This is a genomic window from Sphingomonas changnyeongensis (assembly GCF_009913435.1).
Taxonomy (GTDB): Bacteria; Pseudomonadota; Alphaproteobacteria; order Sphingomonadales; family Sphingomonadaceae; genus Sphingomonas_B; species Sphingomonas_B changnyeongensis.
Genome location: NZ_CP047895.1, coordinates 84,595 through 98,476 on the forward strand (window position 1 = coordinate 84,595; position 13,882 = coordinate 98,476).

Consider the following 13,882-nt stretch of genomic DNA (forward strand, 5'->3'; position numbering starts at 1 on the left):
CGCGCGCTCAGTTGACGACCAGACAGGCTTCGCCCGCGACCTTCAGCCGCGCACAGGCATCGCGCGCCGCATCGGCAGAGGGCGCGGTGGCGCGCAGCCGGTAGAAGGTCCGCCCGCCGACCTTGGCCGGAACGACGAAGCGATTGAGCCCGTCCAGATAGGCAAAGCGCCGCGACAGCCCGGTCCAGGCCGACAGCGCGACCGACTGGCTGTCGAACGCACCAAGCTGGATCACGCTGCCCGCCGGGCCGGCGGGGGCGGATGCGGGCGCAGGCGGCGCCTTGGCGGTCAGCCGCCCGCCTTCGGCGACGGACGCGCTCGCTGCCCCCGGACCGGCAGCGGTGCTGGCGGGCGGGCGCGCGGCAGGCGTCGCGGGAGCTGCAGGCGCGCGCGTCACCGGGGCCTCGGGCACCGCCGTCAGGTCGAGCGCGCCCTTGGGATCCGCGCCTTCGCTGGTCTGGAACGCGGCCTCGCCCTTGCCCTCGACCTCCATGCCGCCCGGATCGGCGGGGCGGACCTTGTAGGGCCCGGCCGGGGCGGCGATCAGTTCGCCCGCGCCGCTCGGGCTGACCGGGCGGCTCTGCCACCACCAGATGCCGGCGAGCACCGCTGTGACTGCGACCACCGCCCCCAGCAGCATCGCCGCAATCCGGCCGGGGCCGGGGCGGGCGAGATCATCCTCGTCATCGACCGCCTCCAGCCAAGGCAGCCGGTCCTCGTCGCGCAGCAGATAGCCGTCCCGGTCGAAATCGCCCATCACTGCATCTCCTCGGCAGCCGCGACCCCCATCACCGCCAAGCCGTTGCGGATCACCTGCCCGACACCGTCGATCAGGTCGAGCCGCGCGGCGGTCAGCGCATCATTGCCGGCAACGAGCACGCGCCGTTCCGGCCGGTCATTGCCGGCATTGAAATAGGCGTGGAAGGCGGCGGCAAGGTCATAGAGGAAAAACGCGATCCGGTGCGGCTCGCGCGCCGCCGCCGCGCCCTCGACGATGCGGGGAAACTGGGCGGCGAGCTTGACCAGCGCCAGATCCTCGGCATCGAGCAGCGCCCGGTCGGCCGCGCCCGCAATCCCCCCCGCCTCGGCGGCGCGGCGGCGGATCGAGCAGATACGCGCATGGGCATATTGGACATAGAAGACCGGATTGTCCTTCGACGCCTCGACCACCTTGGCAAAGTCGAAATCCATCTGGGCATCGGCCTTGCGGGTGAGCATCGAGAACCGGACGACGTCGCGGCCGACCTCGCGCACCACATCGGCGAGCGTGACGAAATTGCCCGCCCGCTTGGACATCTTGACCGGCTCGCCCGCGCGCAGCAGCCGCACCATCTGGATCAGCTTGACGTCGAACTGCACCCGGTCCTCGGTCAGCGCCGCGACCGCCGCCTTGATCCGCTTGACCGTGCCGGCATGGTCCGCGCCCCAGATGTCGATCATCGCATCGACATTCTCGGCCTTCTGGAAATGATAGGCCATGTCCGCGCCGAAATAGGTCCATTGCCCGGTCGATTTGCGGATCGGGCGGTCCTGATCGTCGCCGAAGCGGGTCGAGCGGAACAGCGGCAGCTCGACCGGTTCCCAGTCCTCGGGCGTCTCGCCCTTGGGCGCTTCGAGCACCCCGTCATAGACAAGGTCGCGCGCGCGCAGCCACGCCTCGGCCGCCTCGGGCTTGCCCGCCGCCTGCAGCTCGGCTTCGGATGAAAAGACATCGTGATGGATGCCGAGCAGCGCCAGATCGGCGCGGATCATCTCCATCATCGCCGCGACCGCGCGGGTGCGGAACAGCGCCAGCCATTCGCCCTCGGGCGCGGTTGCATAGCGCGCGCCATATTCGGCCGCGAGCGCCGCGCCGACCGGCTTCAGATAATCGCCCGGATACAGGCCTTCGGGGATCTCGCCGATCGCCTCGCCCAGCGCCTCGCGGTAGCGCAGATGCGCGGACCGGGCGAGCACATCGACCTGGCCGCCGGCATCGTTGACATAATATTCGCGCGTCACGCAGTGGCCCGAAAACTCGAGCAGGCTCGCCAGCGCATCGCCGACGACCGCGCCCCGGCAATGGCCCATATGCATCGGGCCGGTCGGGTTGGCCGACACATATTCGACATTGACGCGCCGCCCGCCGCCAAGATCGGACCGGCCGTAATCGGCACCCAGCCGGTGGATCGCCGCCAGCTCGTCACGCCAGACGGCATCGACCAGGCGCAGATTGATGAAGCCCGGCCCGGCAATCTCGACCGCAGCGACATCGGGCAGCGCGCCCAGCCGGTCGGCGATCAGCTGCGCGAGCGCGCGCGGATTGGTGCCCGCAGGCTTGGCCAGCACCATCGCCGCGTTGATCGCCAGATCGCCATGCGCGGGATCGCGCGGGGCCTCGACCGCCACGCCCGATCGCCCCAGCCCCGCCGGCAGCTGGCCGTCGCCGGTCAGCTGGTCGAGAATGTCATGGGTGATGGCGGTGAAACGGGCAAAGATGGTCAAGGCCTGGATCCGTGATGACTGGGATGGCCGCCCAATATCGAACCGGCCCGGCGCGCACCAGCCCCCGGTTTTCTGTTGCGCGCTTCACGGCGCGGGGGCGGCACCGGGTTGTTTGTGGTGCGGCTCACGCCGCACGGGCGGCGTTGTCTGTGCCGCGCCTTGCGGCGCGGGGGGCGGCACCGGCCCTCACCCCCACCCGGCCTCATGGGCGGCAGGTTACGCTATGGGAGGCCGGGTGGGGGTGAGGGCCGGTGCCGTTCTTCCTAAACGAACACACCCGGTGCCGTTCTTCCCAACAAACAACATCCGGTGCTGCGACAGCAGCACCCCCCGGAGCTCCCCTCAAAAACAATCCGGCAGGTCGATCGGTCCCACCGCCTCGCGGTAACGGGCGATCGCGTAGCGGTCGGTCATGCCGGCGATGAAATCGGCGATATGGCGCGTGCGCTCGGGTTCGTCGGGCGGCAGCGTCTCGCGCCATGCGTCAGGCAGCAGCGCCGGATCGGCGGCATAGGCGGCGAACAGGCCGGCGATGATCCGGTTGGCGGCGGCCGCCGCCTCCAGCTGGCGCGGATGATGGTAGAGATTGGCATACATGAACTGTTTCAGTTCACGTTCCTCGGCCTGCATCGCATGGCTGAAGCCGACCAGCGCCCGCCCCGCCGCGCGGACATCGTCGACGCTCTGCACGCCCGATTCGCGGATGCGGCGGCGCGTCTCGACGATCAGGTCGTTGACCATCAGCCCGATCTGCGACCGGATCAGCTCGGCGCGCAGCCGCCGCTCGCCGATATCGGGGTAACGCGTCTCGGCCTCGCGCCACCCGCGCGCGACCAGCGGCACGGCCATGATCTGGTCGCGCGTCAGCAGGCCGGCGCGGACCCCGTCGTCAATGTCGTGATTGTCATAGGCGATGTCGTCAGCCACCGCCGCGACCTGCGCCTCCAGCGACGGCCATTGGTCGAGCGCCAGCGGAAAGTCGCGGTCGGCCTCGCGCATCGCCCAGCTCGGCTCGGCGACCGGGCCGTTATGCTTGGCCAGCCCCTCAAGCGTCTCCCAGGTCAGGTTCAGCCCGTCGAAACGCGGATAGGGCCGCTCTATCCGCATCAGCACGCGCAGCGTATGGGCATTGTGATCGAACCCGCCGGCATGGGCGGTCGCCGCCTCCAGCGCCTCTTCCCCGGCATGGCCGAAGGGCGGGTGGCCGATGTCATGGGCAAGGCACAAAGCCTCGGTCAGATCCTCGTTGAGGCCGAGCGCGCGGGCGATGGTGCGGCCGATCTGCGCGACCTCGAGGCTGTGGGTCAGCCGCACGCGGAAATGATCGCCGTCCGGGGCCACGAACACCTGCGTCTTGTGGCGCAGGCGACGAAACGGGATCGAATGGACGATGCGGTCCCGGTCGCGCTGATAGGCGTCGCGCGGCCCGCGCATCATGTTGGTATGCTCGTCAAACAGCCGGCCACGGCTGCGGGCGGGATCGCAGGCCCAGCTGCTATGTCCCCTCATTTCGCCCCCAGCTTGCGCACATCGGCCCCGGCGGGGCTGTCCCATTGAAATGCGCCGACGCCCGATTTGCGCAGCGTGCGCACGAAATCCTGCGCCTCGCCATCGCTCTTGAACGGGCCGACCAGCAGCCGGCCGGGGGCAAGCGAGGCCTGACGCCCCTTGAGCGCCGCCGGGGCCTGGCCGGTCAGCCGCTTCCATTCCTTGGGCATATCGGCGCGATTGGCTCCGCCCGCCACCTGCACCCAGATGCGCGGCGGCACTTTGGGTTCGGGCTTTTTGCGCGCCTCGGCCTTTTTGGGGTCGGGCTTTTTGGGGTCCGGTTTCTTGGGATCGGGCTTTTTCGGATCGGGCTTCGCGGAATCGGGTTTGCGCGCCTCGGCGACGCGGGGGGCCGGGGCCTCCGTCTCGGGCGCTGCCGCGACAGGTGCGGCGCGGCGCACTGACGTGCCGAGCGGCGACTCGCGATCGGCGCGCGCGGCCGCGCGGATATCGGCCATGATCGCATCGAGATCGCCGCGCCGCGCGGCGGGCAATGCCGCCGGCCCACGCCCCGCACCCGCCGCCCCGGACCCGGCCAGCACGGGATCGAGCGCGTCACCCGCCAGCATCGCGGGCGGCGGCGGCGGGGGTGGCGGTGCCGGCGCAGGGGCAGGTGCGGCGGCCGGGGGCGCAGCGCGTCCGCGGCGGCGCGCGCCGCGCGGCTCGACAGCGGCCGGAGCCGGCTTGGGCGCGGCATCAGGCGCCGGTGTGGACTGGATGACCGGTGCCAGCCGTGCCGCCTGCGACATCGGGGCCATCGCCGCCACCTGCGCATCAGCCTCGGCCCCCGCCATGCGCACGCCATCGGCGGGCATTTCGCCCAGATGGACGGCGGCGGCCTTTTCGGCGGGCTTGAGCGTGGCCAGCCGTGCCATGAACGGCGTCATCAGCGCCGCCATGCGTTCGGGCATCACCTGGCCGACAATCTGGTTCGCAGCCGGCAGATCGCCGGTCAGCGCCAGCACAAAGGCGCGTGCCCGCCACGCCGCCTGGTCGCGCTTGTAGAGCAGCGGGTCGAGCAGCTTGAGCGCGCCCGCGCGGTCGCCGCTGATCGCCAGCGACAGCGCATAGCGGCGCGTCACCTCGTCATTGCCGCCGCGCTGCAGCGCGATCGCATAGTCGCGCTGCGCCCGCCGCTGGTCGCCGCGCAGGTCGAAGGCGAGGCCGCGGTCGCCGGCGATATCGGCTTCGGGAACGCCCAGCGCAGTCGCCGCCTCGAACATGCGCAGCGCATCGCGCGGATTGTCGTTCATCAGCAGCGCGCGGGCGAGGCCCGCCTTCACCCGGCCGTTGCGCGGGGCCTGTTCGTCGGCGCGCGCGAAAAAGCCGAGCGCGGCATTGCTGTCACCCACGCCCAGCGCCGCCTCACCCGCGCCAATCAGCGCCGGCAGGCTGGTCGGGTCGCGCGCCAGATCGCGCAGATGCTGGGACAGGCGCTCGGCGGCACCCGCTGCGGGCTGCGCATGGGCAGGGGCGGCGAGCGCCAGGGCGAGCGCCGCCAATCCGCTGCCGAGAAGGGAGGATCGGATCACGATGCGAGCATAGCTGCACCACGGCCGCTGTCGCCAATCTGAACCGCACGGCGGCGCGCCCAGATGTGGCGAGACGGCGACGAACCGGAGTTCGCCGCCGCCCCGGGGCATGAACGCCATGCCCCGTCAGCGCCCGCCGGCTTACTGGTTGTTCTGACGGTTGAGGAAACGCGGAATGTCGAGCGGGTCGGACCGCTCGTCATCGGGCGCGCCCGGCGTGCGGGCGGAACCGCGCGCGATCGACGACATGCGCTCGAACAGCGTGCCGCCGCCCGGACGCGGGGCCTTGTCCTCGCGCCCGCCCTTGAGCCAGGACGGCGCCGCCGGTTCGGGCACCACCGGCGCAGGCTCGGCCGCCGGGGCGTCAAGCAGCAGCTCGTCATGCGCGGGCGGCGCAACCACCGGCTCGGGCGCGGCGGCCACCGGCTCGGCGACCGGCGTGTCGAGGGTCAGCGGCTCCGCCTCGGCAGCGTCGTCGACGAACCGCACCTCCTCTTCCGGAGCGGCCACCGGCGCGGGCTGGACAACTGGGGCCGGATCAGCCGATTTGGCCGCCGGCATCACGAACGGGCGCGGCTCGGCCTTGTCATCCGCCTTGCGCGCGCCGGGGAACGAAAACACGCGCGCCGGCTCGGGCTGGGCGGCCTGTTCGGCCTCGATCCCGGTCGCGACCACCGACACGCGGATCTTGCCTTCCAGCTCGTTGTTGAACGCCGAACCCCAGATGATGTTGGCTTCGGGATCGACCAGTTCGCGAATATGGTTCGCCGCCTCGTCGACCTCCATCAGGCGCATGTCCTCGCCGCCGGTGATCGAGATGATGACGCCCTTTGCGCCCTTCATCGACACGCCGTCGAGCAGCGGGTTGGCGATCGCCTTTTCCGCCGCCTCGATGGCGCGATTGTCGCCGGTCGCCTCGCCGGTGCCCATCATCGCCTTGCCCATCTCGCCCATCACCGAACGCACATCGGCAAAGTCGAGATTGATCAGGCCGGGCATGACCATCAGGTCGGTGATGCCGCGCACACCCTGCTGCAGCACCTGATCGGCCATCTGGAACGCTTCCTTGAAGGTCGTGTTCGGGTTGGCGATCAGGAACAGATTCTGGTTGGGGATGACGATCAGCGTGTCGACATGCTTTTGCAGCTCGGCAATGCCGGATTCGGCCGACTTCATCCGCCGCGTGCCTTCAAAGCTGAACGGCTTGGTCACGACGCCGACGGTCAGGATGCCGCGCTCGCGCGCTGCCTTGGCGATCACCGGGGCAGCCCCGGTGCCGGTGCCGCCGCCCATGCCGGCGGCGATGAAGCACATATGCGCGCCGTCGAGCGCGCGTTCGACCTGCTCGATCGTTTCCTCGGCGGCGGCGCGGCCGATTTCGGGCCGCGACCCCGCGCCCAGCCCCTGGGTGATCTTGAGGCCAAGCTGGATGCGCCGTTCGGCAGGCGAGGCGTTGAGCGCCTGGGCATCGGTGTTGCAGACGATGAAATCAACGCCCTGCACCTCGGACGCGATCATGTTGGCGATCGCATTGCCGCCCGCGCCGCCGACGCCGATGACGCTGATCCGCGGCCGCAGTTCATCGACCTCGGGCGGGATAAACTCGATGCTCATACCTCAAAAACTCCCGTCGCTTTCCCGTCGGCGAAGCGCTCGCCCCCGCATCACTTATGAATCAGCGGATTCACCAAATCGAGCCAAATCTTAATAATCCACAACATTATTCACAGATTGGTCCGGAAGGCGGCCACCAGCCGCTGGATCAGCGCCGATCCGCTGGCCCGGACCATCGTCTGCGCGGCGGCAAGCGGTGCCGCGCGCAGATCGACCGGGTCGGACGCGGCATAGCAGGTCAGCCCGGCAAGCGTCGCAAAGGCCGGGCCGCTATGCGCGTCGGGCAGGCCCGCCAGCCCGCGCGGCCGGCCGACCCTGACCGCGCGGCCGAGCACGCCCTGCGCATAATCGGCCATGCCCTTCAGTTCAGCGCCGCCGCCGGTCAGCACCACCTGCCGGCCATTGGGACCGGCAAAGCCCATATCCTTGAGCGCCCGGGAAATGTCGCCCATCATCTGTTCCAGCCGCTCGCGGATCACGGCGATCAGCTGCGCGCGGGTGATGCGCTGGACATCGCCGCTTTCCTCCTCGGCGGAAAGGGGGGCGACGTCGATCATGTCATGATTGTCGCGCGGGCTGGCGGTGGCCGAGCCGTAGAAGCATTTCATCCGTTCGGCCTGGGCCCTTCTGGTGCCGAAGGCCGAGGCGATATCGTCGGTGATGTCGGCAGCCCCGATCGGCAGCGAAGCGAGCGCGACCAGCACCCCGCCTGAAAACAGCGACACATTGGTCACCCCCGCGCCCAGCTCGACCAGCGCCACGCCCAGATCGCGTTCCTCGTCCGACAGGCAGGCAAGCCCGGTCGCGACCGGCGCGGCGACGATCGAGCGCACGTCGAGATGCGCGCTCCTGACGCACAGATCGAGGTTGCGGACCGGCGACGGATCGGCCGCCACGACATGGATGTTGACGCCCAGCCGGTCGGCATGCAGCCCGCGCGGGTTGCGCACATCGGTCAGCCCGTCGATCGTGTAGAGCGTCGGCTGGGCGTGCAGCACCATCCGCCCGGCCGGGTCGATGGAATCGCGCCCGGCGGCGAGCAGCTGGTCGATATCCTGCTGCTCGATCCGGTGCCCACCCAGCTCCACCTCGACCGAGGCGATGTTGCTGACCAGCCCGCCGGCTGAAAAGCTGACCCAGACATCCTCGATATTGACCCCGGCAATGCGTTCGGCCTGTTCGACGGCCTCGCGCACCGCCAGTTCGGTCGCCGCCATGTCGGCCACATAGCCGCGCTTGACGCCCCGGCTTTCGCGCTGGCCGGTGCCCAGCACCTCGATCGCCCCGCCCTCGCCGCGCGCGGCGATCAGCGCGGAAACCTTGGAGGATCCGATGTCGAGCGCCGTGATCAGCCGCTCCGTCCGCGCGCCCGCGCTCCGCCCGTCCCGCCTGCTCATATGCTGTCGCTCACCTTTGCCAGTCCGCCGTTCCGGGGCGCTGCGGGCCGCGCCGGCCGGATGCCCCCCGCACCGGGTGCTGTCGCCCCTTCCGCCCCGTCCCCCGCAGTTTCATCGCCCGCGTCGATGGCGGCTTCATCCGCCTGCTCGTCGATCGCCCGCGCCTGCCGGTTGATCCGCGCGACGAAGCGCGTCGGATCGCGCATGTCGAAGCGCACAAACTGTCCGCCCAGCAGCCGCCGGTCGGCATCGAGCCGCGCGAATTTGACCAGGGCGCGCTGCGCGGCGGCATCGCCTTCGGGCAGGGCAAGCGTCTCGCCCGACTGGAAGCGCAGGTCCCAGCGCCGGTCGCCGATCCAGGTTGCGCCGACCAGCACCGGGCGCAGCGCCGGCACCTTGTCGACCAGCGCCAGCAGCGCCCCGGCATGGCGGTTCGCGCCCGGCCCGATCAAGAGCGGCAGATCGGGCATCGCCACCGCCGAGACATCGTCGAGCACGACCCCGGCCGCATCGACCAGCCGCAGCTGCCCCTGATGCTGCCACACCGCAGCCGGGCGGCGTTCGACGAGGTCGACGACCAAAGTGTCGGGCAGCCGGCGCGACACCCGCGCATCGGCGATCCAGCCATAACGCAGCAGCTGCTCGCGCACCCGGTCGAGATCGACGAGCGGCATGGCGAGCGAATGCTGGTCGAACGCGATCGCATAGACGGTCAGCCGGTCCATGTTGTTCACGCCGTTGAGCTCGACCCGCTTGACCTGAAATCCCGCCCGCGCGGTCAGATCGGCAAGCGCCGCGCCGGCCATGGCGGGCACGCCCATCAGATGCAGGATCAGCAGCGCAAACGCCGCCCCGCCGGCCAGGATTGCGCCGGTGACGGTCCGCTCGACCGTCTCCGGGCTGATCGGGGCGAGGCCGAGCAGCCGCGCGAACAGGCCCGGCCGGGCCGGTACCGTGGCCCGCGCGCGCCGCGCCGGCGCGGCCGGCCGTGCCGCCCCCCGCCGGATGGTCGCGCGCGCCTCTGCCATCAGCCCTGCTCCCGGTGGCCGAGCGCGTCGGCGACGATGGCGGCCACCAGTTGCTGATAGCTCATCCCCACCGCCCGCGCCTGTTCGGGCACCAGGCTGAGCGGCGTCATCCCCGGCTGGGTGTTGACCTCGAGCAGGAACAGCCCGTCCAGCCCGCGCGTCTCGTCCCAGCGGAAATCGGCGCGCGACGCGCCGCGGCAGCCGAGCAGCCGGTGCGCGGCCAGCGCAAGCTCCATCGCCCGTTCGGCAACCGGCGCGGGGATCTCCGCCGGGCAGACATGTTCGGTCAGCCCGTCGGTATATTTGGCGTCATAGTCGTAAAAGCCGGTGCGCGGGCGCAGCTCGGTGACGGCGAGCGCCCGGTCGCCAAGCACCGCGACCGTCAGCTCGCGGCCCGGAATGAACGGTTCGGCCAGCAATGTGTCGAAGATCTGCCACGGCCCGGCGGCATCGCGGGCGATGGGCGCGCCGTGATTGCCGCCCTCCGTCACGATCGCGACGCCGACCGACGAGCCTTCATTGACGGGCTTGAGCACATAGGGGCGCGGCAGCGGATCGCCGGCAAACAGGCTTTCGGATGCAACGATATGCCCGCCGGGCATCGGGATGCCATGGGGGACGAGCGCATTCTTGGTCAGCTGCTTGTCGATGGCGATGACCGATGTCTGCTGCCCCGAATGGGTGTAGGGAATGCCCATCAGGTCGAGCATGCCCTGCACCGACCCGTCCTCGCCCGGCGTGCCGTGCAGCGCGTTGAACACCAGATCGGGCCGCGCTTCGGCGATGCGCACCGCGACGTCGCGGTCCATGTCCAGCCGGGTGACGCGGTGGCCGAGCGCCTCGAGCGCATCGGCGACCCCGGCCCCCGACATCAGCGACACCGCGCGCTCGGCCGACCAGCCGCCCATCAGCACCAGGATGTGAAGGCTCATGCCGGCCGTCCCACGCGCGCAATCTCCCATTCCAGCTCGACGCCCGCATGCGCGCGGACCCGCGCACGCACTTCCTCGCCCAGCGCCTCGATATCGGCGCTGGTCGCGTCCCCAAGATTGATGAGGAAGTTGGTATGCTTTTCCGAAACCTGCGCGCCGCCCCGGGTCAAGCCCCGGCAGCCGGCCGCATCGACGAGACGCCATGCCTTGTCGCCGGGCGGATTCTTGAACGTCGAGCCGCCGGTGCGCGAGCGCAGCGGCTGCGACGCCTCGCGCGCCGCCGCGATCCGGTCCATTTCCGCCTGGATGTCGGCGGGCGCGGCGTCATGGCCGGCAAACTCCGCCGCGATCACGATCGCACCCGCCGGCAGCGCGCTGTGGCGATAGGCAAAGGCCAGATCATCGGGGCCGAGCCGCCGCCGCTCGCCCGAACGCAGCACGACGTCGCACGCCACCAGAATGTCGCGCACCTCGCGGCCATAGGCGCCGCCGTTCATCCGCACGAACCCGCCGACCGTGCCGGGGATCGAGCGCAGAAACTCCATCCCGCCAATGCCGAGATCGCGCGCGGTCGAGGACACCAGGATGCCGCTCGCCCCGCCGCCGCACGACAGCGACAGCGGCCCGGCGCGCTCCACCCGGGCAAAGGCCTTGCCCAGCCGCACGACCACGCCCGGCACGCCGCCGTCGCGCACGATCAGGTTCGACCCGAGGCCAATCGCCATCACCGGCACCGCCGGGTCGAGCGCGGCGAGAAAGGCGGCCAGATCCTCGGCATCGGCAGGCTCGAACAGCCAGTCGGCGGCACCGCCGGCCTTGAACCAGACCAGGGGGCCAGCGGCGCATCCGGCGTCAGCCGCCCGCGCACCGGGGGCAGGGGTTCAGCCGTCACGCCCCCTCCGCACGGATCGCATCGGCAAGCCCTGCCGCCCAGCGGGTGATGTCGCCCGCGCCCAGACACACGACCAGATCGCCGGGGCCAAGTGTGCCCGCCAGCGCGCGGGCAAGTGATGCGGCATCGGCAATCTCGGCGGCGGCGCGGTGACCGCGCGCCTTCAGCCCCTGGACAAGCGCCGCGGCATCGACGCCGGGCAACGGCGCCTCGCCGGCGGCATAGACCGGGGTGACATAGACCATGTCGGCATCGTTGAACGCGGTCTCGAACTCTTCCATCAGGCTGTGCAGCCGCGAAAAACGGTGCGGCTGGCACACGGCGATCACCCGGCCGCGCGCCGTCTCCCGCGCCGCCGCCAGCACCGCGCGGATCTCGACCGGATGGTGGCCGTAATCGTCGATGATCGCCGCGCCATCCACCTCGCCCACGCGGGTGAAGCGGCGCTTGACCCCGCCGAACCGGGCAAAGCCCTGGCGGATCTGATCGTCCTCCACCCCCAGTTCGACCGCAACCGCGATCGCCGCGAGCGCGTTCTGGACATTGTGCCGCCCCGGCATCGGCAGATGCACATCGGCGATCACGCGGCTGCGCCCGTCGCGGTCGCGCACGGCGACATCGAAGCGGTTGCCCCCGGCCTCGGGCGTCACCGCATTGGCGCGCACATCGGCCTGGGCGGAAAAGCCATAGGTCACGACCCGCCGGTCGCGGATGCGCGGCAGGATGTTCTGCACCTCGGGATGATCGAGGCACAGGATCGCCGCGCCGTAAAAGGGCACATTCTCGACAAACTCGACAAACGCGTCCTTGATCGCGTCGAACCCGCCATAATGGTCGAGATGTTCGGGATCGATGTTGGTGACGACCGCGATCGTGCCATCGAGACGCAGGAAGCTGCCGTCGCTCTCATCGGCCTCGACCACCATCCAGTCGGACGTGCCGAGCCGCGCGTTCGAGCCATAGCTGTTGATGATGCCGCCATTGATGACGGTCGCATCGATATGCCCGGCATCGAGCAGCGCGGCGACCATCGACGTCGTCGTCGTCTTGCCGTGGGTGCCGGCGACCGCGACCGTCGATTTGAGGCGCATCAGCTCGGCCAGCATCTCGGCGCGGCGCACCACCGGGATGCGGTGTTCATAGGCATAAGCGACTTCGGGATTGTCGCGCCGGATCGCGGTCGACACCACGACGACGGCCACCCCTCCACATTGGCGGCGGCATGGCCGATCATCACCGGGATGCCGCGCCGGCGGAGGTTTTCGATCGCATAGCCTTCGGCCACGTCCGATCCCTGCACGCGGTAGCCGAGATTGTGCATCACCTCGGCAATGCCCGACATGCCGATGCCGCCGATGCCGACGAAATGGATGGTGCCGATATCGGTGCCGATGCCCTTCATGATTCCCGTCCCTGAGCGCCGAGGCTTTCGACCAGATCGGCCAGATCCTCGGCGGCATGGGGGCGGCCGCACCCGCGCGCGCGCCGCGCGGCATTTTCGAGCGCCTGCGGCTCCAGCCCCAGTTTCTGCATCTGCTTGGCAAGTTCGACCGCGGTGAAGCGCGCCTGCGCGATCGACCGCGCCCCGCCCGCCGCGACCAGTTCGCGGACATTGTGCGTCTGATGATCGTCGGTCGCGCCCGGCAGCGGCACCAGGATCGCCGGCCGCCCCGCCGCCGTCAGCTCGGCGACGGTCGAGGCGCCCGCGCGCGCGATCACCAGATGCGCCCAGCCCAGCCGGTCCGGCAGGTCGGGCATATAGGTGGCAAGATCAGCCGGGATGCCCAGTTCGCCGTAACGGGCGCGCACCCGGTCGATATCCTCGCTGCGGCACTGCTGCGTCACCTGCAGCCGCCGGCGCAGCCCCGGCGGCAGCATCCCCAGCCCCTCGGGCACGACATCGGACAGGATGGTCGCCCCCTGGCTGCCGCCGGTCACGAGGATGCGGAACACCCCTCGGCATCAAGCGGGGATAGGGCCGGTCGCGCAACGCCAGCACCTCGGCGCGCACCGGATTGCCGACCAGATGGGTCTGCTCGGCCAGGTCAGCGGGCAGGCGCGCGACATCGGGATAGGCGGTTGCGACCGCATCGACGCGGCGGGCGAGCAGCCGGTTGACCCGGCCCAGCACCGCATTCTGTTCATGGATGACCGTGGGGATGCGGCGGCCGAGCGCGGCGATCAGGCTGGGGAGCGCCGGATAGCCGCCAAAGCCGATCACCGCCGCCGGCTCGATCGCGCGGTAGAGCGCCAGCGCCATCGCCCGGCCCGCCAGGATCGACCGCCCGGCGCGCAGCCAGCCGAGCGGCCCGCCCGCCAGCCGCCCGGCCGGCAGCACATGGGTGGCGACGCCGTCGAACAGCCCCGGAATCCGCGCGCCGCGTTCATCGGTGATCAGCGCGACCTCGTGCCCGCGCGCCATCAGCACCTCGGCCAGCGCCTGGGCGGGCGTCAT

8 protein-coding genes and 3 pseudogenes are annotated in these 13,882 nt (G+C 70.6%); all 11 read right to left on the reverse strand.

The window, feature by feature from the left end:
• Nucleotides 1–7: 7 nt before the first annotated feature.
• The 11 genes and pseudogenes from GVO57_RS00510 to GVO57_RS00560 all read right to left on the reverse strand — a co-directional run bounded on the left by GVO57_RS00510 (nucleotide 8) and on the right by GVO57_RS00560 (nucleotide 13,882).
• A complete protein-coding gene (locus tag GVO57_RS00510) occupies nucleotides 8–757 on the reverse strand; it encodes an SPOR domain-containing protein (protein WP_160590964.1) in 750 nt (249 codons plus the stop codon).
• Nucleotides 757–2,484 (reverse strand): arginine--tRNA ligase, encoded by a 1,728-nt coding sequence (gene argS / locus GVO57_RS00515; RefSeq protein ID WP_160590966.1) that lies wholly within the window; start codon nucleotides 2,482–2,484, stop codon nucleotides 757–759. The genes GVO57_RS00510 and argS overlap by 1 nt, the downstream gene beginning before the upstream one ends.
• A gap of 342 nt (nucleotides 2,485–2,826) precedes the next feature.
• Nucleotides 2,827–3,993: a deoxyguanosinetriphosphate triphosphohydrolase gene (locus GVO57_RS00520; protein WP_160590968.1), complete on the reverse strand. Its 1,167-nt coding sequence runs from the start codon at nucleotides 3,991–3,993 to the stop codon at nucleotides 2,827–2,829.
• On the reverse strand, nucleotides 3,990–5,564 hold the full coding sequence (locus tag GVO57_RS00525; protein WP_160590970.1) for an SPOR domain-containing protein: 1,575 nt from the start codon (nucleotides 5,562–5,564) through the stop codon (nucleotides 3,990–3,992). The genes GVO57_RS00520 and GVO57_RS00525 overlap by 4 nt, the downstream gene beginning before the upstream one ends.
• Before the next feature lie 141 nt (nucleotides 5,565–5,705).
• Nucleotides 5,706–7,178, reverse strand: a complete 1,473-nt coding sequence (ftsZ, locus tag GVO57_RS00530) for a cell division protein FtsZ (RefSeq protein ID WP_160590972.1) — start codon at nucleotides 7,176–7,178, stop codon at nucleotides 5,706–5,708.
• Between the two features lie 110 nt (nucleotides 7,179–7,288).
• Entirely contained in the window at nucleotides 7,289–8,575 is a 1,287-nt protein-coding gene (ftsA, locus tag GVO57_RS00535) for a cell division protein FtsA (protein WP_160590974.1), read from the reverse strand.
• Complete coding sequence (locus tag GVO57_RS00540) at nucleotides 8,572–9,603, reverse strand: cell division protein FtsQ/DivIB (RefSeq protein WP_160590975.1); 1,032 nt, start codon at nucleotides 9,601–9,603, stop codon at nucleotides 8,572–8,574. The genes ftsA and GVO57_RS00540 overlap by 4 nt, the downstream gene beginning before the upstream one ends.
• Nucleotides 9,603–10,535 (reverse strand): D-alanine--D-alanine ligase, encoded by a 933-nt coding sequence (locus GVO57_RS00545; protein WP_160590977.1) that lies wholly within the window; start codon nucleotides 10,533–10,535, stop codon nucleotides 9,603–9,605. Before GVO57_RS00545 ends, GVO57_RS00540 begins: the two co-directional genes overlap by 1 nt.
• Nucleotides 10,532–11,412 (reverse strand): annotated as a pseudogene (gene murB, locus GVO57_RS00550) (UDP-N-acetylmuramate dehydrogenase). Before murB ends, GVO57_RS00545 begins: the two are co-directional and overlap by 4 nt.
• Nucleotides 11,413–11,423: 11 nt before the next feature.
• Nucleotides 11,424–12,829: pseudogene (murC, locus tag GVO57_RS00555) on the reverse strand (UDP-N-acetylmuramate--L-alanine ligase).
• Nucleotides 12,826–13,882: pseudogene (locus GVO57_RS00560) on the reverse strand (UDP-N-acetylglucosamine--N-acetylmuramyl-(pentapeptide) pyrophosphoryl-undecaprenol N-acetylglucosamine transferase). Before GVO57_RS00560 ends, murC begins: the two co-directional pseudogenes overlap by 4 nt.